Source organism: Clostridium rectalis (assembly GCF_900626095.1).
GTDB classification, from domain to species: Bacteria; Bacillota; Clostridia; order Clostridiales; family Clostridiaceae; genus Clostridium_AS; species Clostridium_AS rectalis.
Genome location: NZ_UYZZ01000002.1, coordinates 385,713 through 409,044, shown reverse-complemented (window position 1 = coordinate 409,044; position 23,332 = coordinate 385,713). Strand labels below are relative to the sequence as shown.

Annotated in this window: 16 protein-coding genes; 15 read left to right on the top strand and 1 reads right to left on the bottom strand. The window is 30.2% G+C overall.

Going from position 1 to position 23,332, the window contains the following annotated elements:
- Nucleotides 1-120: 120 nt before the first annotated feature.
- The 11 genes from EJL03_RS04600 (at nucleotide 121) to EJL03_RS04550 (ending at nucleotide 16,929) form a co-directional block, all read left to right on the top strand.
- Nucleotides 121-2,157 carry a urocanate hydratase gene (locus tag EJL03_RS04600; protein ID WP_125152788.1) on the top strand — a complete coding sequence of 679 codons (2,037 nt, stop codon included), beginning with the start codon at nucleotides 121-123 and terminating at the stop codon, nucleotides 2,155-2,157.
- A 156-nt stretch (nucleotides 2,158-2,313) separates the two neighbouring features.
- Nucleotides 2,314-3,219: a glutamate formimidoyltransferase gene (gene ftcD / locus EJL03_RS04595; protein WP_125152787.1), complete on the top strand. Its 906-nt coding sequence runs from the start codon at nucleotides 2,314-2,316 to the stop codon at nucleotides 3,217-3,219.
- 9 nt (nucleotides 3,220-3,228) lie between these two features.
- Entirely contained in the window at nucleotides 3,229-4,482 is a 1,254-nt protein-coding gene (gene hutI / locus EJL03_RS04590) for an imidazolonepropionase (protein WP_125152786.1), read from the top strand.
- A 235-nt stretch (nucleotides 4,483-4,717) separates the two neighbouring features.
- Nucleotides 4,718-5,329 carry a trimeric intracellular cation channel family protein gene (locus EJL03_RS04585; protein ID WP_243108644.1) on the top strand — a complete coding sequence of 204 codons (612 nt, stop codon included), beginning with the start codon at nucleotides 4,718-4,720 and terminating at the stop codon, nucleotides 5,327-5,329.
- A gap of 84 nt (nucleotides 5,330-5,413) precedes the next feature.
- Complete coding sequence (locus tag EJL03_RS04580) at nucleotides 5,414-8,479, top strand: AAA family ATPase (protein WP_125152784.1); 3,066 nt, start codon at nucleotides 5,414-5,416, stop codon at nucleotides 8,477-8,479.
- Nucleotides 8,480-8,596: 117 nt separating this feature from the next.
- Nucleotides 8,597-9,916, top strand: a complete 1,320-nt coding sequence (locus EJL03_RS04575; RefSeq protein WP_125152783.1) for a YjiH family protein — start codon at nucleotides 8,597-8,599, stop codon at nucleotides 9,914-9,916.
- 444 nt (nucleotides 9,917-10,360) lie between these two features.
- Nucleotides 10,361-11,215: a histidine racemase CntK family protein gene (locus tag EJL03_RS04570; protein ID WP_479723556.1), complete on the top strand. Its 855-nt coding sequence runs from the start codon at nucleotides 10,361-10,363 to the stop codon at nucleotides 11,213-11,215.
- 15 nt (nucleotides 11,216-11,230) lie between these two features.
- Complete coding sequence (locus EJL03_RS04565) at nucleotides 11,231-12,532, top strand: Na+/H+ antiporter family protein (protein ID WP_125152782.1); 1,302 nt, start codon at nucleotides 11,231-11,233, stop codon at nucleotides 12,530-12,532.
- A gap of 92 nt (nucleotides 12,533-12,624) precedes the next feature.
- Nucleotides 12,625-14,169, top strand: a complete 1,545-nt coding sequence (hutH, locus tag EJL03_RS04560) for a histidine ammonia-lyase (RefSeq protein WP_125152781.1) — start codon at nucleotides 12,625-12,627, stop codon at nucleotides 14,167-14,169.
- Between the two features lie 279 nt (nucleotides 14,170-14,448).
- On the top strand, nucleotides 14,449-15,717 hold the full coding sequence (locus EJL03_RS04555; RefSeq protein ID WP_125152780.1) for an L-cysteine desulfidase family protein: 1,269 nt from the start codon (nucleotides 14,449-14,451) through the stop codon (nucleotides 15,715-15,717).
- A 39-nt stretch (nucleotides 15,718-15,756) separates the two neighbouring features.
- Nucleotides 15,757-16,929 carry a dicarboxylate/amino acid:cation symporter gene (locus EJL03_RS04550; protein WP_125152779.1) on the top strand — a complete coding sequence of 391 codons (1,173 nt, stop codon included), beginning with the start codon at nucleotides 15,757-15,759 and terminating at the stop codon, nucleotides 16,927-16,929.
- A 69-nt stretch (nucleotides 16,930-16,998) separates the two neighbouring features.
- On the opposite strand, the gene EJL03_RS04545 is transcribed toward EJL03_RS04550, so the two are convergent.
- Nucleotides 16,999-18,282, bottom strand: coding sequence for an amidohydrolase family protein (locus EJL03_RS04545; protein WP_125152778.1), 1,284 nt, complete (start codon nucleotides 18,280-18,282; stop codon nucleotides 16,999-17,001).
- Between the two features lie 262 nt (nucleotides 18,283-18,544).
- Here EJL03_RS04545 and gltS point away from each other — a divergent pair, with 262 nt between their 5' ends.
- The 4 genes from gltS to EJL03_RS04525 all read left to right on the top strand — a co-directional run bounded on the left by gltS (nucleotide 18,545) and on the right by EJL03_RS04525 (nucleotide 23,269).
- Complete coding sequence (gltS, locus tag EJL03_RS04540) at nucleotides 18,545-19,774, top strand: sodium/glutamate symporter (RefSeq protein ID WP_125152777.1); 1,230 nt, start codon at nucleotides 18,545-18,547, stop codon at nucleotides 19,772-19,774.
- Nucleotides 19,775-19,960: 186 nt separating this feature from the next.
- Nucleotides 19,961-20,854 (top strand): glutamate formimidoyltransferase, encoded by an 894-nt coding sequence (gene ftcD / locus EJL03_RS04535; protein WP_125152776.1) that lies wholly within the window; start codon nucleotides 19,961-19,963, stop codon nucleotides 20,852-20,854.
- Nucleotides 20,855-21,014: 160 nt separating this feature from the next.
- Nucleotides 21,015-21,530 (top strand): folate family ECF transporter S component, encoded by a 516-nt coding sequence (locus EJL03_RS04530; RefSeq protein WP_125152775.1) that lies wholly within the window; start codon nucleotides 21,015-21,017, stop codon nucleotides 21,528-21,530.
- Between the two features lie 68 nt (nucleotides 21,531-21,598).
- Nucleotides 21,599-23,269: a formate--tetrahydrofolate ligase gene (locus tag EJL03_RS04525; RefSeq protein WP_206427344.1), complete on the top strand. Its 1,671-nt coding sequence runs from the start codon at nucleotides 21,599-21,601 to the stop codon at nucleotides 23,267-23,269.
- Nucleotides 23,270-23,332 lie beyond the last annotated feature (63 nt).

The following is a 23,332-nucleotide window of genomic DNA, read 5'->3' as shown; positions in this document are numbered from 1 at the left end:
TCAGAAAATAAAAAAAACATAGACGCTTTAAAGACGAATAATGTATATAATAGACCTATAAGATAAAGCAACATAAGAAATAAAAAATAAGAAAATTAACATATATGAGGAGGATGCATTATGACAAAGAATTTTGATATTTCAGAAGCTATGACAATAAAACTTGATGATTTTTTACCAGAGATGCCTAAGTTTGAAAAAGGTATAAGAAGGGCACCGGATAGAGGGTTTCATTTAACAAAGCCTCAAACAGAAGTAGCATTAAAAAATGCTTTACGTTATATACCAGAAAAATATCATGAAGAGTTAATTCCCGAGTTTTTAGAAGAATTGACAACTAGAGGTAGAATTTATGGATATAGATTTAGACCAGAGGGAAGAATTTATGGTAAACCAATTGATGAATATAAAGGAAACTGCACAGAAGGTAAGGCTTTCCAAGTAATGATTGATAACAATCTAGATTTTGATGTTGCATTATACCCATATGAACTTGTTACTTACGGTGAAACAGGAAGTGTATGTCAAAATTGGATGCAGTATAGACTAATAAAAAAATATCTAGAGGTTATGACCCAAGATCAAACTTTAGTATTGGAATCAGGACACCCATTAGGACTTTTTAAGTCAAAGCCAGAAGCTCCAAGAGTAATTATAACAAATGCATTAATGATTGGTATGTTTGATAACTTAAAAGACTGGGAAATAGCAGAAGAAATGGGAGTTGCTAATTACGGACAGATGACAGCAGGTGGCTGGATGTATATAGGACCACAGGGTATTGTACATGGAACATTTAATACAATATTAAATGCTGGAAGATCAAAACTTGGAATACCTAATGATGGGGATTTAAAAGGAAGATTATTTGTAACTTCAGGATTAGGCGGAATGAGTGGAGCTCAAGGTAAAGCTTGTGAAATTGCAAATGGTGTGGGAATAGTTGCAGAGGTTGATAAATCAAGAATAGATACAAGACTTGAACAAGGATGGATTAAAAAATGGTCTGCAGATGTAAAAGAAGTATTTGAAATGGCTAAAGATTCAATGGAAAAGAAACAGGCTATGTCAATTGCTTATCATGGAAATATAGTAGATCTTCTTAAATATGCAGTAGACAGTAGTATTCATATAGACCTTCTTTCAGACCAGACATCTTGTCATAATGTTTATGAAGGTGGTTATTGTCCAGAGGGAATAACTTTTGAAGAAAGAACTAGACTTTTAGCAAAAGAACCAGAAAAATTTAGAGAATTAGTTGATAAAACATTAAGACATCATTTTGAATTAATTAAAACATTAACTGAAAGAGGAGTATACTTCTTTGATTATGGTAATTCATTTATGAAGGCTATTTATGATGCAGGTGTTAAAGAAATATCTAAAAATGGTATAGATGAAAAGGATGGATTTATTTGGCCATCATATGTTGAAGATATTATGGGACCTCATTTATTTGACTATGGTTATGGACCGTTTAGATGGGTATGTTTAAGCGGAAAGCATGAGGATTTAGTTAAGACTGACCATGCAGCTATGGATTGTATAGATCCTAATAGGAGATATCAGGATAGAGATAACTATAACTGGATAAAAGATGCTGAAAAGAATGAATTAGTGGTAGGAACCGAAGCAAGAATACTTTATCAAGATGCTATGGGTAGAGTAAATATAGCACTTAGATTTAATGAAATGGTTAGAAAAGGAGAGGTTGGTCCTATAATGCTTGGTAGAGACCATCATGATGTATCAGGTACAGATTCACCATTTAGAGAAACGTCAAATATCAAAGACGGAAGCAATGTAATGGCAGACATGGCTGTTCAATGTTATGCAGGTAATGCAGCTAGAGGAATGAGTTTAATAGCTCTTCATAATGGTGGAGGAGTTGGTATAGGTAAATCAGTAAATGGAGGATTTGGATTAGTTTTAGATGGAAGTCATAGAGTTGATGAAATAATTAAATCTGCAATGGCTTGGGACGTAATGGGTGGTGTAGCTAGACGTTCATGGGCCAGAAATGAACATTCAATTGAAACTGTAATTGAATATAATAAGAACAATATAGGAACTGATCATATAACTATACCATACTTAGCGGATGAGAAAAAGGTTAAAGGAGCAATAGATGAAGTATTTAAGAAAATAAATAGATAATATAAAAAAATAAAATAATAAATGCTTTTGCAGTATACATTTAGTGTGTATACTGCAAAATTATATATAGTTATTTTTAAGATTTATTTTTGTATTATTATTGTTAATATAAGAATTAAGTTTTGTTACCATTGTGCTAGAAAGGTGGGGGCCTAAGTGACTAATGGCAAAAAGGTAGTGCAGTGTGTACCTAATTTTAGCGAGGGAAGAGATTTAAGAAAAATAGATGCTATATTAGAAGTATTTAGAGGGAAAGAGGAAGTAAAGCTTTTAGATTATAATTGTAATAAATCTTATAATAGAACTGTAGCAGTAGTAATAGGAGAACCTAAAAAAGTTGCAGAGGCAATGCTTGAGGCTATGGAAAGGGCTGTTTTTTTAATTGATATGAGGGTACATGAAGGTCAATATCCAAGGATGGGGGCACTAGACGTGGTTCCCTTTATACCTATAAGGAATATGAGTATGCTTGAAGCTATAAAAATCTCAAGAGATTTTGCTAAAAAAGCTGGTAAAAAGTTTAATATACCCATTTTTTTATATGGGAATTCGGCAACTAGACCAGAAAGACAAGACATATGTGAGATTAGAAAAAGTGAGTATGAAGGTATGGCACAAAAGATAAAAAGGCCAGAGTGGGAACCGGATTTTGGTCCAAAAGTAATTAATGTCACTGCAGGAGTTACTGGAGTAGGGGCAAGAATGCCTTATGTAGGGTTGCTAATAAATTTAGATACTAAAGATAAAATAATAGGAAAAAATATTGCTAGAAGCATAAATTTTGCTGATGGAGGCTTAAGGTTTTGTAGAGCTATATCTTTATATAGAGAAGATAAAGAAAAGATTCAAATAGTTATAGATTTAACAAATTTTAATAATACTAATTTATATAGTGTATTTGAAATAATAAAATTTGAAATAAAAAGATATGGAATTAGCATAGTTGATACTGAAATTTCGGGTATCGTATCTATGGATGTATTAATAGATACAGCTGTATATTATCTTCAAATAAATAATTTTTCTAGAGACAAAATATTAGAAAATAGATTAATGGAGTAGGTGATTTTTATGAAAAAAGGAAATATGATTATAAAAAATGCTTCTGAAATAATAACTTGTAGTGGAGATAAAGCTAAATTTGGTAAGGATATGTCGGAAATAGCAATGCTAAAAAATGCAACTTTAGTTATAGAAAATGGGATGATTAAAGATATTGGTAATAGCGATAATATATTAAAAAAGTATATTGAGACAAATTATGAAGTAATTGATGCAAAAGGGAAAACTGTATTGCCAGGTTTTATAGATTCACATACACATTTTATATTCGCAGGTTACAGGGCAGAAGAGTTTTCATGGAGATTACGTGGCGATAGTTATATGGATATAATGAATCGTGGTGGTGGAATAGTTAATTCAGTAATGGGTACAAGAAATGCATCTAAAGAAGAACTGTTTGATTTAGGAAAAAAACGATTGGACTCTATGCTTCAGTTTGGCGTTACTACTGTTGAGGGGAAAAGTGGTTATGGATTGGATTTTGACACGGAGTTAAAGCAGTTAAAGGTTATGGAAGAGTTAGATAAGGTGCATCCAGTAGATATATGTAAAACATTTTTAGGAGCACATGCAGTACCTAATGAATATAAGGGAAGAACGGATGAATATATAGATTTTATGCTAGATAAAGTATTACCTAAAGTAGCGGAAGATAAATTAGCAGAGTTTTGTGATGTGTTTTGTGAAAAGGGAGTATTTACTGTTAAGGAATCTAGAAAGATACTCTTAAAAGCAAAAAAATTAGGTATGAAATTGAAAATACATGCAGATGAAATAGTGCAGCTTGGTGGAGCCGAACTAGCGGCAGAAGTAGGGGCCTTTTCAGCAGATCATTTATTGCATGCCTCTGATAAAGGGATAGAAGATATGTCCAAAAATGGAGTAGTAAGTACGTTATTACCTACTACAGCATTTTGTTTAAAAGAGCCTTTTGCTAGGGCAAGGCATATGATAGATAGTGGATGTGCTGTGGCTTTAGCAACAGATTTCAATCCTGGAAGTGGTTTTACTAATTCTATACCACTTATGTTTGCACTAGCAACAATTTATATGAATATGAGTATAGAAGAAGCTATTAATGCTATGACTATAAATGGAGCAGCAGCTATTGGAAGGGCAGATACTGTAGGAAGTATAGATATTGGTAAAAAGGGAGATGTTGTTATTTTAGAATATCCATCATATAAATTTTTACCATATAATACAGGGGTAAATATAGTAGAGAAAGTAATAAAAAATGGGGTTTTAGTTCATAGAAAATAGCTAATATCTATAAATAATTAATAATACCCTTGGGTAGTTACACACAATAAGGGCTGTCTCAAAATAAAGAAACATATAATATATTTTGAGGCAGTTTTTTATTTTATAGAAAGTGAAATTTTTTACAAAATAAGAATATAATTTAGTATGTATTAAATTTGCATCTAGTATTAACTCCTACTAAAGATTATTTATTATGAATAATATGAGAGGGGAGTAATGAATTGTGTATTTAATGGGTATTTTTGAAACAGTGGGAACTATAGCTTTTGCTGTTTCAGGTGCGATGATAGCTATATCTAAGGAGATGGATTTATTTGGTACAATAATACTTGCTATAACTACTGCTGTAGGCGGTGGGGTTGTTAGGGATATAATAATAGGAAACACACCGCCAACTGCTTTTATGAATCCACATTTTTGTACTATTAGTTTAATAACCGCATTGATTGTTTTTAAATTTTATTACAAATTAAATAAATTTAAAAATTTAATATTGATTACAGACGCTATTGGATTGGGAGCGTTTACAGCTATTGGGAATAATGTAGCTATAAATAATAATTATACAGGAGGTTTTATAATTATAGTATTAGGTTTATTCACGGGTATAGGAGGGGGAGTTCTAAGGGACATTTTTGCTAAAGAAATACCATTTGTATTTAAAAAAGAGATTTATGGAGTTGCATCTATTTTAGGAGGAATAAGTATAGTGTATCTTAGAACTTTTTTTAGCCAAGCTATAGCATCATACATATGTTTTTTCGTAACGCTATTTGTACGTTTAGTTTCTGTTAAATATGGAATAAACTTACCAGCAATAAAACAGAATTTTTCAAATATTTAGTGGTGAATTTTACAATGAAGTATATATATATTATACTAGACATTAATAAGCTTTAACAATAATTATGGGAAAGAGGGATAAGGCATGAGCAATATTTATGGAAAGCTGTTTAGTACTCCCAGCGTAACAAAAGATGGCAAAGAAATATTATTTCCTTATAATAAAGTGAAGGCACTATTTTACTATCTATTAGTTAATAAACAGGCTAGCAGAGATGAATTAGCAGGGATGCTGTGGTCTGAAGAAGAGGAACCTATAGCTAAAAAGAATCTTAGAAATGCCATATATAAAATTAAAAAATCATTTGATGGAGAGGTTATTACTTCACCTAAGAAATCTATTGTAATGCTTAATCCAGAAGTGAATATAGAGACGGATGTAGATATTTTTTTAAATTTAAAGGATGATGAAAAATTAATTGATACATATACAGGGGAATTTTTACAAGGATTTTATGTTAAAAATGCTGAGGAATTTGAGAATTGGACTATGAAAATGAGGGACCAATTTAAAGAGACATATGTGGATAAACTCTATGAACAAATTCAGATAAAATCAAAGAATAAAGAAAAATCAAATATTGAAAAATATGCAAAACTTTTAATAGAAGTGGATGAATTTGATGAAAGAGCGTATAGAATTTTAATGGAATTTTATAAAGTCAACAGAAGTTATGGAAAGGTTTTAGAGATATATAACAAACTTTCTGAATTGCTAGATAAAGAACTGGGAATAACTCCAGACGAACAAACAAAGGAGATATTTAATGAAGTTTTAGATATTATAAATTCTAAGGAAAATAAAGCTATTGAAAATGAAAACAATTTCTTTTATGGAAGGTGTAATGAAATAAGATTATTAGAGAAAAATTTTAAGCAATTTGTAAATAATGAGGATGGAAAATCTATAATAATAACTGGAGAAGCGGGTATAGGAAAAACAGCATTGAAAGAAAAATTTTTAGAAAATATGGATGAGGATGTATATGTTTTTGAATCAAGTTGCTATCAAGTAGAAAAAGAGTATTTGTTAAAAACTTGGAGTAGCATAATTTCTAAATTGGCACAAACTATAGAAAATGAAAATATAAGTATTCCATCTATCTGGAAAAGTATTATATCTAATATATTTCCAGAATTTCATAAAAATAATGATGGGAGTAACATAAAATTAATAGAAAATATTGATACTTTAAAATATGAAGTTGTAGGGGATGTATTAGTAGATCTATTAAGGAAGATAACTGAAAAGAAAAAAGTAGTATTTGTTATAGAGGATGTTCAGTGGATGGACAATATGAGTTTATCATTATTAAGCAGTATAATCTTACACCAGTATGATAATAATATTATTTTTATAGCAACATGTAGAAATGAATATGATAGTAATGTTGACAAATTTATAACAACAATGAATAATTATAATAAAATATTGACTATTGATTTATTAAGGTTTACAAGTTTGGAAGCTGAAGGGTTTATAAGAAAAGGTTTACCGAACTATGATGTTACAAAAGAATTAGTAAAAAAAATATATGACGAAACAGAAGGAAATACCTTCTTTTTAAATGAGTACTTAAATGTTATAAAATCCAATGGAGATATAAATATTATGTCTGCTAAAATGCAGGATGTATTAAAGAGTAGATTTGTGTACATATCTTTAGAAGGTAAAAAAATATTAAATATAGCCTCACTGTTTTTTGATGAAGTTACTATTAATATTTTAGAAAAATTGACGGGTAAAGACGAGTTGGAATTAATGGATATAATAGAAGAATTAGAAAATAAATTTATATTAAAAGAAATAAATAATAATGGGAAAATTAGTTTTAAATTTACTCATCAAAAGTTAAGAGAATTTGTTTATATTAAGCAATCTGATGCTCGTAAGAAAATTTTACATAATAAAATAGGTAGGCTATTAGAAAAAACGCTAAAAAATGACAAAACAGATATACATACTTATCATAAATTGATATACCATTATTCTAATGCTGATAATGAAACTCATGCGTTAAAATATAAGATAAAAAGCCTTAATTACTATTTAAATTTTAGTCATGAATTATTCCCAGTTCTAAGCAATCATGATAACGGGTCTCATAAAACGGCTTATTTTAGCAAGCAACAAACTATAAAGCATTTAAAGGAAGTAGAAAATTTATTAAAGGATGTTAAGAAAAAAGAGGGAAACAGTGAAGATATATTAAAACTTGAAATTGCTTTTTTGCATATGAAGGGAAGGTATTTAATAAGAGAAGGAGAGTATGATGAGGGAACTGATATAATTCAAGATATGATTGAAAAGTCAATAGAAGTAAGAGATAGAGATTATGCTCTAGAAGGATATAAACAAATGATATATTATTGTATACAAACTAATAATACAGATATAATGATAAAATATGTTGGACTTGCATTAAATTTAGCAGTTGAATGTAACTATCATAAAGAAGTAGGAATTTTATTAAGACTAAAAGGTTTATATAAAATTATGTGTGGTGAATATAAAGATGCTGAGAAGCTGTTAAATGAGTCAATAAATATATTTAATGTTACAAGACAGGTGGCAGATAAGTATTCACTAAATATAGCTGCTGCATACAATTATATCGGGGAAATAAGAAGATTTAATATGAAGTTTTCTGAAGCTCTAAATTATTATGATAAAGCTATAGTTATTTGTGAAGATAAAAAGGCTCTTACTAGTTTATCTGTATTCAATATAAATGCTGGTCAAGCAGCTTTCGACATGGGAGATTATTTTAGAGCTAAAGATTATTTTGAAAGAGCATATAATTTATATATGCAGTTTGATTCTGTATGGAGAAGGTCAATAGTAGAAGCATTTATGTCTTTACTACATGTGAAGGATGGTAATTACAATGAGGCACTTAAATATTTAAAAAATGCAGATTATCATTCCCAAAAGATTAAAAATCCTCATGAATTAGGAGTTGTATTTAGAGTAAAAGCAGAAATAAGAGCAAATATGGGAAATAATGAAATATTAAATAAAACCTTTAATAAATATTTAACTGAGGATATAAATTTTTACTGTGATGAGGGTATAAAACTTTTAAATGAGGCTAGGGACAGTTACGAAATAGAAGTTATAAATATAATAAGAAAGGCATATAAAAATTAACTGACTTTTTATTAAAGTCAGTTAATTTTTATATGAAAATAACTAGATTATTGTGTATTTATTTGTAAAATAATAATATAATTATGTTATAACACTATTTTAAAAGGGGGAATTATTATGGAATTTAACAAAGAGAGAGGTAGTTATACTAATAGTGAAAATGTAATTAAATTTTTATTTTTCAGTGCTGTAGGAATTTTTATGTTTTTTATTCCTATAAATATTAAGGGGGAATCTACTATACCAATTGATCATATAGTGAACTTTATAAGAAACACATCTCCAGGATTAGCTAATATATATGGATTTTTAGTAATAATTTTAGGAGGAGTATATCCATTTTTTAAAAAAACATGGAATAAAGATAGTGTAACCATAGTTTTCTCAATATTAAAATTATTAGGAATTATTATTGGGTTTATGGCTTTTTTAAATAAGGGACCAGCATGGATGTTTGAAAAAGATATGATACCTTTTTTATATGATAAATTGGTTATATCAGTTGGAATAATAGTACCTATAGGATCTGCATTTTTGGCTTTTTTAGTTGGATATGGACTTATGGAATTTGTTGGAGTTATAATGCAACCTGTTATGGAGCCTATTTGGAAAACACCAGGTAGATCTGCCATAGATGCAGTAGCATCATTTGTTGGCAGTTATTCATTAGCTTTACTTATAACTAATAGAGTATATAAAGAGGGAAAGTACACTACCAAAGAAGCCTGTATTATAGCTACAGGATTTTCTACAGTATCTGCTACCTTTATGATAATTATATGTAATACTTTAGATATAATGTACTTATGGAATAAATATTTTTGGACTACTTTATTAGTTACTTTTTTAGTAACAGCTATAACAGCTAGAATAAGACCATTAAGAATTAAGTCTGAAGAATATAGATTAAACGTGACTTCAGATCCAGAACCAAAATTAAAAGGAAATAGACTTAAAAATGCATGGAATGAAGGTATGAAGTCAGCAGATAAAGCACCATCCTTAGGAAAAAATATATTAGATAATCTTAAAGATGGTTTTGTAATGGCAATGGGAATATTACCATCTATTATGTCGGTTGGTTTAATAGGAATAACTTTAGCAAAATATACGCCAATTTTTGATATTATAGGATATATATTTTATCCATTTACTTTCTTATTTAAGATACCTGAACCATTATTGGCAGCAAAAGCTTGTTCAGTGGAAATAGCGGAAATGTTTTTGCCTTCTCTTTTAGTAGTAAATTCTCCAATAATAACTAAATTTGTCGTGGCGGTAGTATCTGTATCATCTATATTGTTTTTTTCGGCATCAATTCCTTGTATATTATCTACTGAAATTCCTATAAGTTTGACAGAAATAGTATTAATTTGGATAGAAAGAACAATTTTAACTATAATTTTAACTGCCCCTATAGCCTATATGATTTTATAATAAATTACATATTTACTTTAGTAGTTTAATGAGATATAGTATTAATTAATTAAAATGGTACCAATGTATTACTACAATGAATTAGAAGAGTATTCTAATAATTCAAACAAAAGAAATATTAATAATAAATATTTCTTTTCGTATAAGATATTGAAATTTCAAAAGTATAATCTATGTTTTAATAAAATTAGACGTTTTATCGACGATAGGCAAAAATATAATTGCTTTAATATTGAAAAAAGCTTGGTAATTAGTGATTTAACAGCGAAAAAACATCGTTTAAATAGAATTTGCTTTTGTGGTGTGAAGTACAAAAGAAATAAAAATTCAAAGTGTATTAAACTTTTGAATTTTTTAAAAAATTCTAAATAGACTATTATTTGACGAAAACATGATATAATCAACCTGTAAGCAATAACCAAGCAATTAATTACATGGAAGGATGTGGTACAAATAAAACTGCATTTTACAAAAGTGAATCCCGTTGAAAATATGACAGTTTTGATAACAGATCAAATTTCAAAAGATATGCATATGAATATAGCGAAAAAGATAATGAACTATAATAATATATTTGCAGAACAAGTTGGTTTTATTGAAAAAGCAATATCTAAAAAAGGAAAGGAAAAAAATTGTTTGAGGCTCCAGATGATGGGGGGAGAATTTTGTGGTAATGCCACAAGAGCACTGGCAGCAGTTTTAGTATATAGGGAGTATCCTTATTTGGACAAGTTTCATAATTATTATTCTATAAGTCTAGAAGTTTCAGGGGCAGATGACTTAGTGGAATGTAGAGTGTGGAATACTGAAAGTAATAATAAATTTATATCTCAAGTTAAAATGCCGCTACCAAAAAGAATAGAAAATATATTAATTAAATATAATAATGGGAACATAGAAGTTTTAAAAGTAGAATTTCCAGGGATTATTCATATAGTAGTAGATAGTAATAAGATACTAAATAAGGATGAGTTTTATAATGTTATAAGAGACTATTTTAAAGATGAGGAATATGAAGCTCTAGGAATAATGTTTTATGATAAAGATAAAAATTATTTGGAGCCATTGGTTTATGTAAAGGCTATAGATAGTTTATTTTGGGAAAGAAGTTGTGCATCTGGAACTTGTGCTTTAGGAGCAGCATTAGCTTTTTTAAGAAAAAGTAATATAAGTACCGAAATTATGCAGCCAGGAGGAGAACTAGAAATTATGGTAAATATTGAAAACGATATAATTACTTCCATTGAAATAAAAGGATTAATAGAAATTGTAGCAGAAGGAAGTGTATATATAACTTAAAAAGGGGGAGTTAATGTGTTATTATTTAATCCAGTTATCATATCTGTAATAGTAATGTCAGTTTTGTGTCTTATTAAATTAAATGTATTGCTGTCTATATTGATAGCAGCATTAGTTGGAGGATTATCAGCAGGAATGTCAATTCCTGATACTGTAACTACACTTATTGCCGGTATGGGAGGAAACTCAGAAACAGCTTTAAGTTATATTTTACTTGGAGCTTTAGCAGTAGCAATTAGTAAAACAGGACTTGCTACTATACTTGCAAAAAAAATATCTAAAGTTGTTAAGGGAAAGGCAGTAGTATTTACTTTACTTATAGCTTTTGTAGCTTGTTTTTCACAAAACTTAATTCCAGTTCATATAGCATTTATTCCAATTCTAATACCACCACTAATTCCACTTATGAATAAAATGAAAATAGATAGAAGAGCAGTGGCATGTGCATTAACTTTCGGGTTAAAGGCACCATATGTATCTTTTTCAGTAGGGTTTGGACTCTTATTTCATACTATAATAAAGGATCAAATGGTTCAAAATGGAGTACCAATTGAGATATCTGATATATCAAGTGTAATGTGGATTGCTGGATTAGCTATGGTTGTAGGTTTATTAACAGCAGTACTAGTAGTGTATAGAAAACCAAGAGAATATGAGAACATAAAAATGGATGGAGCTCTAGATGATAATGAAGAAATAACTATGACTAAAAAACATTGGATAGCTCTTTTAGGAGCAGTAGCAGCTTTTGTTGCCCAGCTTTACACAAAGTCACTTCCAATAGGAGCTATGGCGGGACTTTTAGTTATGATATTAACTGGGTCAATTAAATGGAATGAAATTGACGAAATGATGGAGGGCGGAATGAAAATGATGGCTTTTATAGCTTTCGTAATGTTAGTTGCCGCAGGATATGGAAATGTTTTAAGAGAAACTGGTGCTGTTGAAAATTTAGTCAATGCTACCGCTGCAATGGTAGGAGGAAAAATGGGTGGAGCATTCTTAATGCTTGCAGTTGGACTTTTAGTAACAATGGGTATTGGTACATCTTTTGGTACGATTCCAATAATAGCTGCAATATATTGCCCACTTGCAATAAAATTGGGAATAAGTGTTCCAGCGCTAATTTTGCTAATAGGAGTTGCTGCAGCACTTGGTGATGCAGGTTCACCGGCTTCAGATAGTACACTTGGACCAACTTCGGGTTTAAATGTAGATGGACAACACAATCACGTTTGGGATACCTGTGTACCAACATTTATATTCTATGATATTCCGTTATTTATAGCAGGTTTGATAGGAGCTATGTTATTATAGAATGAAAATAAATAAGTTAGTAAATTAAATTTTAGTATAAATCCATAAAAATAATTATTAAAAATATAGAATTACTTAAGGAGGAGACAGTTATGAAAGAATTTAAAGAAATTGTTTTAACAGGAAATGATTTGACTTTAGAAGAAATGGTAGCAGTAGCTAGAAAAGGTTGTGTTGTATCATTAAGCGAAGAGGCTAAAGAAAAGGTTTTAAAATCAAGAAAGATTATAGATGATATAGTAACAAATGAAAAAGTTGTTTATGGTGTAACTACTGGCTTTGGAGAGTTTTGTAATGTGTCAATATCAAAGGAAGATTGTAAAAAATTACAGGAAAATCTTATACGTTCTCATGCATGTGGGTATGGTCCAAAGTTTCCAATAGATACAGTTAGAGCAATAATGCTTACAAGGGCTAATGCGTTATCAAAAGGATATTCAGGCATAAGAATTGAAACTTTAACTACTTTAATAGATATGTTAAACAAAGGAGTACATCCTATAATACCTGAAAAAGGTTCATTAGGAGCTTCAGGAGATTTGGCTCCACTTGCTCACATGGTTTTACCAATGTTAGGGCTTGGAGAGGCTGAATATAATGGAAAAATAATGTCAGGTAAAGAAGCTATGGAAAAAGCAGGGGTTCCTGTAGTAGAATTAGATGCAAAGGAAGGATTAGCCCTAATAAATGGAACTCAGGTTTTAACAGCTACTGGAGCATTGGCAACATATGATGCTATTGAGTTATTGAAAGTAAGTGATGTTGCAGCTGCATTAACCATGGAAGCTTTAAGAGGAATAACAGATGCTTTTGATGAAAGAACTCATATAATAAGAGCGCATTCAGGACAGTTAGCTACAGCAAGAAATATACTAAAATTAGTTGAGGGTAGTACTTATGTAACTAGACAAGGCCAGTTAAGGGTTCAGGATGCTTATTCATTAAGATGTGTACCTCAGATTCATGGTGCTAGTAAAGATACTATTAATTATGTAAAACAGAAAGTTGAAATAGAAATAAATTCAGTTACAGATAACCCAATCATAACGAAAGAAGGAGATGTAATTTCAGGAGGTAATTTCCATGGAGAACCAATGGCACAGCCATTTGATTTCTTAGGAATTGGAGCAGCAGAAATTGCTAATGTTTCAGAAAGAAGACTTGAAAGACTTATAAATCATCAATTAAATGATTTACCAGCATTTCTTGCTAAACATGGTGGATTAAACTCAGGGTTTATGATTACGCAATATGCTGCGGCAGCTTTAGTATCAGAAAATAAAATACTAGCTCATCCAGCATCAGTAGATTCAATCCCATCATCAGCTAACCAAGAGGATCTTGTTAGTATGGGAACTATAGCAGCTAGAACATCTAGAGATATAATAAAAAATGCTACAAGAGTAGTGGCTACAGAAATGATGGCAGCATGTCAGGCTATAGATTTTAGAGTAGATAAAGGATTTGAATTAGGAAAAGGAACAAAAGAAGCTTATAAGGTTATTAGAGAGGCAATAGACTTTATAGAATATGATACTAATATAGAAATGTATAAGGAATTAGATAAGGCTACAGAACTAATTAATAGTGGAAAGATTTTAGAGGCAGTGGAAAAAGAAGTAAGTTTAGAAGGTTAATTAAAAAAATAAAGTTATATTATTTATAAAAGCTTGCATTTAATTGCAAGCTTTTTATTTTATAATTAATTATCAAATATAATAATTAATTATCACAATTGATAATCAATTATAACCCTTTATAATAGCAAATAGAGTACTAGATTTAAAGGTTATTATCAAATGTGATAATAACCTTTAAATTAATATGTTTATAATGCTTACATATCAATAAAAGTCTAGTGGCATATAAATTGCTTATATTAGTTATATGGATGAAAGTATAGGAGGAAAATGATTATGAAAAATGATGATTTATTAGTAAGTATATTAAAAGACCAAGTAGTACCTGCTCTTGGATGTACAGAGCCTATGGCGGTAGCATATGCAGTTGCAAAAGGTAAAGAAATAATAGAAGAAGAAGTAAAGGAAGTTAATATAAGTGTGGATAAAAATATATTCAAAAATGGGAAGGAAGTAGGAATACCAGGTACAGATAAGAAGGGAATAATTGTGGCTGCTGCTTTGTCTATAATTGTAGGAAATTCTGAATATAAACTTCAGGTATTAAAAGATTTGACAAATGATGATATAGAAAAGGCATTAAAACTTTTAAACAAGAATATAATAAAATTATATTTAAAAGAGAAAGTAAATGAATTATATATAGAGGTTATAGTAAAAGGCCAACATAACACTTCTAAAGTTGTAATAAAAAATAGTCATTTGAATATAGTACTTTTAGAGAAGAATGGAAAATGCATATCTGAAAAACCTACAGGTAAAATTTCTAAGTTAGGATTAAGAGATAGAATAAGAGAATTTAATATAAAAGATTTTAAGGATTTTGTTGACAAAGCTGAGTATGATAAAATAAAATTTATTAATGAAGGAATTGTAATGAATAAAAAGATAGCTGAGGATTCTTTATCGAATAGTTTAGGAATGGGTCTTGGAAATTTACTATATAAAGATAAAGAAAGTATAGACCAATATGCAAAAGCTATTACTTCTTCCGCCTGTGAGGCAAGAATGTCAGGACATCCTTTGCCTGTTATGAGTAGTGCTGGCAGTGGTAATCATGGGTTAGTAGCTATATTACCGGTAGCATCTATAGGAGAAAGACTAAATATTGACAATGATAAAATTATAAGAAGTGTGGCATTAAGCCATTTAGTAACCATTTATATAAAAAGCTATACCGGTGCATTGTCTCCAGTATGCGGGTGTGGAGTTGCCGCCGGTGTTGGAGCTAGTGCAGGGATTACTTATCTTTTAGGAGGGGATATTCAACAGATTTATGGAGCTATAAAAAACATGATAGCTGGTATATCAGGAATGATTTGTGATGGTGCTAAACTAGGTTGTGCATATAAATTATGTGTATCTGTTTCTTCAGCTATTGACGCAGCAAAAATGGCATTAGATAATATATATGTTCCATCTAATGATGGTATTTTAGATAATTCAGCAGAAAAATCTATACAAAACTTAGGGAAAGTATCTACAGATGGTATGAGTTGTACTGATGAAGTTATTCTAAATGTAATGATTGACAGATGTAGTTAAAATTTAAATATATTATAAATAATTAAGGGGGGTTATACTTTGGGGAAATTAAAAGATAATTTGGTTGTAAAATTATTATTAGCAGTAATAATAGGTATAGTAATTGGGTTAATAGTTACAGAACCAATTATGAGAGTAATAGTAACAATAAAATATATTTTAGGGCAAGTAATATTTTACTGCATACCACTTGTAATAATTGGGTTTATAGCACCTTCTATAGTGAAAATGAGATCAAATGCAAGTAAAATGCTTGGAATTACAGTGGTTATAGCTTATTTATCATCAGTAGGAGCTGCTACATTATCTGCAGTAACAGGATATGGAATAATACCAAAGCTGTCTATTGCAACAAGTGCAGAAGGATTGAGAAAATTACCGGAAATAGTTTTTAAACTGGATATTCCACCTATTATGTCTGTTATGACAGCATTGATTACGGCTATTTTAATAGGGCTTGCAACTGCATGGACTAATTCAGATTTAGTAGAAAAGTTGTTAGATCAATTTCAAAACATAATGCTTGCTATAGTAAGTAGGGTTATAATACCTATTTTACCATATTTTATTGCTGCTACTTTTTCAGGACTTGCATATGAAGGTAGCATAACAAAACAATTACCTGTTTTTATTATAGTAATAATATTAGTTTTAATAGGACATTTTATTTGGTTAACTCTTTTATATTCAATAGGTGGTGCTATATCAAATAAAAACCCACTTGAAGTAGTAAAACATTATGGACCGGCTTATTTAACTGCAGTTGGAACAATGTCAAGTGCAGCTACATTGCCCATAGCATTAAAATGTGCACATAAATCAAAGGTTTTAAAAGAAGATATAGTAGATTTTTCTATTCCACTATGTTCTACAATTCATTTGTGTGGCTCAGTGCTTACAGAGGTATTTTTTGTTATGACTGTATCGAAAATAATGTATGGATCTTTACCACCAGTGGGAAAAATGATTCAATTTATAATACTATTAGGTATCTTTGCTATAGGTGCGCCAGGGGTTCCAGGAGGCACAGTTATGGCATCTCTTGGCCTTATAACAGGAGTTTTAGGGTTTAATGATTCCGCTGTTGCATTAGTGCTTACTATATTTGCTCTACAAGATAGTTTTGGAACTGCTTGTAATATAACGGGGGATGGAGCTATAGCGTTAATGTTAACAGGAATAGTAGAGAAGCGTAAAGTAACTAGAAGTTAAAAGTAACAAATAAAAAAAGGCTGTCTCAAAATCAATAAAAGTTATTTTGAGATATAGCCTTTTTATTTATTATAATATTTTATCTAGAGCATTTTTTAAAGGAATTTCTATATCATTAATTATGTCCATAGTCAAAAGTTTTTTATCATTTATAATCTGTTTTCCACCAACAAATATGTCCTTTATATTATGGTTTCTATCTAATATTTTTAAGTCACAAAAACTATTTATTTCTAGATTTCCTATAAAACCATTATTGAACATTAAAGGAGTAGTACCTAAGTTATCTATTATACACGGACTTACATCAGTATATTTATTCTTTAAAAATTCTTTTTCACCAGAGATAGACAAGTCATCATTACTAGCTTCTCCATCTGTTCCTAAATATATAGGGATGTGTTTTTCTAGAAGTTTTTTTAAATTTGCTTCTCCAGCTTTTATTCTATTATTCATTCTTGGGTTTAAAACAACCTTCATATTATATTTTTTTATTATATTTATTTCATTATCATTTATCCATATGCAATCAGATAAAATAATATGTTCTAAACTTTTGATTTCACCGTTTATTAAAAGAGACTCTAAAAATTCTAGTGGGCGCAAACCATATAATTTTAAGGATAAATCCACATCCCCCTTATCTTCAGACAAATGGATTTGCATATATTTTCCGAAATCGAAAGCCAAATTTATACCCTTTATAATAGCTTTTTTTGAGGAGGCATGTATACTATGGAGTGCAGGAGCCACAACTATATTATGAGAGTAGTTTTCACCTGCTAAAATCAAAAAATTAAATTCTGCTTCTCCAGGTGTTTCATTGTAAGTTATTTGAGAATTCTTTTTTTCTATGTAAGCGTCTTCATTTATTATATCATAATTCATTCTTCCAAAATACAATCGTATCCCTACATTGTCAGCTGCTTTTATAACTTCTTTGTCTAAAATATTTCCTTTATTTCCATGACAATAATAAGAAACCATAACAGAGGTTACCCCTAGTGAAAGCATTCTTGAAAAAGCTCTTAGGCATCCTAAATATATGTGTTCAGGTTGTAAATTAATACTATATTTATATATAGTGTTTTTACACCAAGTTCCTAAGTCCCATGTCCTATCTACAATATCTGTGTAAATTGATTGTTCTGGATGAGAATGGCAGTTTAAATCTCCAGCACATATAGTAAAATTATCATCATAATTAAAAATCTTACCTGAAAAATTTTTAGGAGTGTGTTCTGTAAAAGTAATTTCTTCAATTAATCCTGAATTTACATTTGCTAAAATATAACCTTTTTCAATACTTAAACCTTTGCGTATATTACCGCAAAATGCTACTTTGCTATTCATATTAACCACGTCCTTTGATAAGAATTATTTTTGTCTTCTACATTTAAATATATTCAACAAAAAAATCAGTAATCCTCTTAGATACGCATAAAAAGTATAAAATTTTTGAATTATTTAGAAAATACCCTGCAAAAAATGCAGTGTGGCAATATTTGCAGGGCAACTTATGTGGAAACATGCAATATAATGAAGATTTTTAATAGTTTCTCATTGGCATAAAAAATGCTTCTATTATACGGAAAGAAGAAAAGGGGGATTTTGTATGAAAACAGAAATTATAGAAGGAATATTAACTTTAAAAGTAGATATGGTATCTACGCTTACATTAGCTATTTTACTGTTGTTTTTAGGAAATTTCTTAAAAAAGAAGGTGAAATTTTTTGAAAAATTTTGTATTCCAGCTCCTGTAATAGGGGGATTATTGTTTTCTATAGTAGCGTTAATATTGAAACAAAGCAATGTGGTGAACATTAGTATGGATATTACCTTGCAGTCTCCATTTATGCTTGTATTTTTCACGACAATAGGTCTTGGTGGAAGTTTTGCTCTCGTAAAAAAGGGAGGAGTACCTCTTATTATATATTGGTTGTTATGTTGTATATTAGCTATTATGCAAAATATCATTGGAGTAGTTGCGGCTAAAGCAGTGAATTTACATCCACTGCTAGGAGTTATGATGGGATCCGTATCAATGGAAGGGGGACATGGGGCGGCGGCAGCTTTTGGCCCTGTAGCAGAAGGCCTTGGTATAGAAGGGGCAACTACTGTAGCCATAGCAGCAGCCACCTTTGGTCTTATATCTGGGGGATTAATAGGGGGACCTATAGCTAAGATGCTCATAGATAAGTATGATTTAACTCCTAATGAAGAAAGTAAAGAAAAAAGTAAGTCATATAAAGAAGTTGCTGGGATAAAAGATATAGGGAAGGTTACTTCACAAATGTTTCTAATTCAATTAGCAGTTATTTCAGTATGTATGAGTATAGGTTCTTTAATTTGTGATTGGATTGCAAAAACTGGTACGGTACTACCAGGATATGTAGGAGCAATGTTTGTGGCTGTTATATTTAGAAATATAAACGATAAGTTAAGTATAGTTAAACTAGATTTTTATACAATAGAGTTGATTGGAGATGTGGCACTTGGGATATTTTTATCCATGGCATTAATGACATTAAAACTTTGGGAACTAGCTAATCTTGCAGGTCCAATGTTAATAGTAGTGATTTGTCAGGTGGTATTTATAGCTTTATATACTATATTTGTTGTATTTAGATTTTTGGGGAAGGATTTCGATGCTGCAATTATGGTTGCGGGGATGGCAGGGCATGGTCTTGGAGCTACTCCAAATGCTATGGCTAATATGAGCAGTGTTACAGAAAAGTATGGGCACTCAACAAAAGCATTTTTGATTGTACCTTTAGTGGGGGCATTTTTAATAGATTTGGTTGGAATACCAACTATAATATGGTTTATAAATACCTTCAAATAGAATGAAAATTTAATTAAATGATTGTGAAGCGTCTATAAAAATTATTTATAATTATATGAATTTGCTAAAAATTATAAAAATTAGACGATTTATTGATGGATTATAGGTATAATGAAATTGAAAAGAAGCAATAATAACAAAATTAAAAAAATAAATGTTTACATAAATTTTAAGGAGGAATTAATAATGGCAAAATTAGTTGAATGTGTACCAAATTTTAGTGAAGGAAGAAATAAAGAGGTAATTGAAAAAATAGTTGATGAAGTAAGAAAAATAAAAGACGTAAAATTATTAGACTATTCATCAGATGAAGACCATAATAGAACAGTTGTAACAATGATAGGTGCACCTGAACTAGTTAAGGAAGCAGCTATTAATGCAGCTAAAGTAGCAACAGAACTTATAGATATGACTAAACATGAAGGTGGACATCCAAGAATGGGGGCTACTGATGTTGTGCCATTTACGCCTGTATCAGATATTACTATGGAGGAATGTATAAAACTTGCAAAAGAAGTTGGAGAAGAAATAGGCAAATTAGGAATTCCTGTATACTTATATGAGGATGCTGCAACAAGACCAGATAGACAAAACTTAGCAGCTGTAAGAAAGGGACAATATGAAGGGTTTTTTGAAAAAATTAAAGAAGAACAATGGAAACCTGATTTTGGACCACAAGCAATGAATGCAAAAAGTGGTTGTACAGCTGTAGGTGCTAGAGTATCACTTGTAGCATTTAATGTAAATCTTGGAACAGATGATGTAGAGATAGCTAGTGCTATCGCTAAAAAAATAAGATTTATAGGTGGAGGTTTAAGGTTTGTAAAAGCTATAGGATTAAAACTTGAGGAAAGAAATATTGTTCAGGTTTCAATGAACCTTGTAAACTATGAAAAAACAGCAGTGTATAGAGCATTTGAAATGGTTAAAATAGAAGCTAAAAGATACGGTGTTCCAGTTATAGGAAGTGAAGTAATAGGAACAGTACCAATGAAAGCATTATTAGATTGTGCAGAATACTATTTACAGGTTGAAAACTTCGATATAAATCAGATATTAGAAAAAAGATTACTCGACTAGTAATTAAAGAATTCATTGAAAATTCCTTGAAATAAAGCAAAGGTCTATAAAATTAGTATAGATCTTTGCAAAATCAAAAAGTAATTTATAAATCATTAACAATTAAAATAAATAAAAAAATGGAATATATTATATTTCCTATAAAAGGGGGTAAAAAAAGTTGAAAACAAAAAGGACAGTTTATGTAGCATTATTTATAGCAATGGGAGTTATTATAACTAGATTTTTTTCTATTCATACTCCTATTGTAAGAGTAGGTTTTGGTTTTATACCCACTATGTTGTCAGGAATGTTCTTTGGACCTATATTTGGAGGAGTTGTAAATGCATTAGTAGATTTAATAGGAGCTAATATATTTCCTACAGGGACCTTTTTTATAGGATTTACAATAAGTGCTTTTGCAGCAGGTATAATATATGGTTTGTTTTTTTATAAAAAACATGTTAATTATAAAAATGTTATAATAGCGGTAGTATTAAAGGTAGTTTTAGTAGACATATGTTTAAATACTTTATGGTTATCTATAATGATGGGAAAAGGATTCATTGCTTTATTGCCGATAAGACTTGTTAAAAATATAATATTTATTCCAATCGAATCAATTATATTTATGACCCTTGTATACTCGCTTAAGAATACTTCACTAGTAAGAAAGATAAACAATGTAATTGGATAATTTTTATGATAAAATTGTATCAAAAATAAATTATAGTAAATAGTAAGGGGGATATTAAAATGAGTAAAATACTAAGTGATATTGAAATAGCACAGAAGTCAAAAATGAAGCAGATAGTAGAAGTGGCTGAAAAGTATGGAATACCAGAGGAAGAATTAGAGCTTTATGGTAAATATAAAGCTAAGGTATCCTTTGATTGCATGAAAAGAGTAGAGAAAGAAAAAGATGGTAAGTTAGTATTAGTTACAGCTATAAGTCCAACCCCAGCAGGAGAAGGTAAATCAACAACTTCAATAGGTTTAGGACAAGCATTAAATAAAATAGGAAAGAAGGCTTATATAGCTTTAAGGGAGCCGTCTTTAGGACCTGTGTTTGGAGTTAAAGGAGGAGCAGCTGGTGGTGGATATGCACAGGTTGTTCCAATGGAAGATATAAATTTGCATTTCACAGGAGATATGCATGCTATAACTGCAGCTAACAACCTTTTATCAGCTGCTATAGACAATCATATTCATCAAGGAAATGTCTTAAAAATAGATTCTAGACAGATAATTTGGAAAAGAGTTATCGATATGAATGATAGAGCTTTAAGACATGTTACAGTAGGTCTTGGAGGAAAAGCTTGTGGATTTGTAAGAGAAGATGGGTTTATGATAACTGTTGCTTCAGAGGTTATGGCTATACTTTGTTTAGCAAGTGATTTAATGGATTTAAAAGATAGATTAGGAAAAATTATAGTTGCATATGATTTGGATGGAAAACCAGTAACAGCTAAGGATTTAGATGTTAATGGTGCAATGGCCATGTTATTAAAAGAGGCAATAAAACCTAATATTGTTCAAACTCTTGAAAATACACCTGCCCTTATTCATGGTGGACCATTTGCCAATATAGCTCATGGATGTAATTCATTAATAGCAACTAAATTAGGATTAAAGCTAGGAGATATTCTTATAACAGAAGCAGGTTTTGGTGCTGATTTAGGAGCAGAAAAATTCTTAAATATAAAATGTAGATATGGTGGATTAAAACCTGATGCTGTAGTTGTAGTTGCTACAATTAGAGCATTGAAAATGCATGGTGGAGTTAAAAAGACAGAGCTAGGAAATGAGAATGTAGAAGCATTAGATAAGGGTTTTGCTAACTTAGCTAAGCAAGTAGAGAATATGAGAAAATTTGGTTTACCAGTATTGGTAGCAGTTAATAGATTTGTAAATGATACAGATGCAGAAATACAATTATTGATAAATAAATGTAAAGAATTTGGAGTTGAGGTTTCATTAAATGAATGTTGGGCAAAAGGTGGAGAAGGTGGAATTGAAATGGCTGAGAAGCTTGTTAAAATTCTTGAAACTGAAAAGGCTGAATATAAACCACTTTATGATATTGAAGCCTCAATAATAGATAAGCTTAATACTATAGTTAAAGAAATTTATGGCGGAGATGGAGTTGAAATAGATTCAGCTGCAATGAAGCAGATAAAGAAACTTGAAGAATTAGGCTTAGATAAATTACCAATTTGTATGGCTAAAACTCAATTCTCATTCTCTGATGATCCAAATTTAATGGGAGCACCAAAAGGATTTAAGATTAATGTTAAGGATGTAAGGGTATCAGCAGGTGCTGGTTTTATAGTGTGCCAAACAAGTAATATAATGGTTATGCCTGGACTTCCAAAGGTACCAGCAGCGGTAAAAATGGATATTGATGAAAATGGAGTAATTACAGGTTTATTCTAATTAAGACGCCTTTTATAATATATTTTATAAGCCTCTTTAAATAGTAAAGAGGCTTATAAACAA

Bases quoted from the DNA above. Each gene is read 5' to 3' on its own strand.
- hutI (WP_125152786.1), top strand. From the start codon at position 3,229: ATGAAAAAAGGAAATATGATTATAAAAAATGCTTCTGAAATAATAACT.
- EJL03_RS04600 (WP_125152788.1), top strand. From the start codon at position 121: ATGACAAAGAATTTTGATATTTCAGAAGCTATGACAATAAAACTTGAT.
- ftcD (WP_125152776.1), top strand. From the start codon at position 19,961: ATGGCAAAATTAGTTGAATGTGTACCAAATTTTAGTGAAGGAAGAAAT.
- hutH (WP_125152781.1), top strand. From the start codon at position 12,625: ATGAAAGAATTTAAAGAAATTGTTTTAACAGGAAATGATTTGACTTTA.
- EJL03_RS04575 (WP_125152783.1), top strand. From the start codon at position 8,597: ATGGAATTTAACAAAGAGAGAGGTAGTTATACTAATAGTGAAAATGTA.
- EJL03_RS04555 (WP_125152780.1), top strand. From the start codon at position 14,449: ATGAAAAATGATGATTTATTAGTAAGTATATTAAAAGACCAAGTAGTA.
- gltS (WP_125152777.1), top strand. From the start codon at position 18,545: ATGAAAACAGAAATTATAGAAGGAATATTAACTTTAAAAGTAGATATG.
- EJL03_RS04545 (WP_125152778.1), bottom strand. From the start codon at position 18,282: ATGAATAGCAAAGTAGCATTTTGCGGTAATATACGCAAAGGTTTAAGT.
- EJL03_RS04585 (WP_243108644.1), top strand. From the start codon at position 4,718: ATGGGTATTTTTGAAACAGTGGGAACTATAGCTTTTGCTGTTTCAGGT.
- EJL03_RS04580 (WP_125152784.1), top strand. From the start codon at position 5,414: ATGAGCAATATTTATGGAAAGCTGTTTAGTACTCCCAGCGTAACAAAA.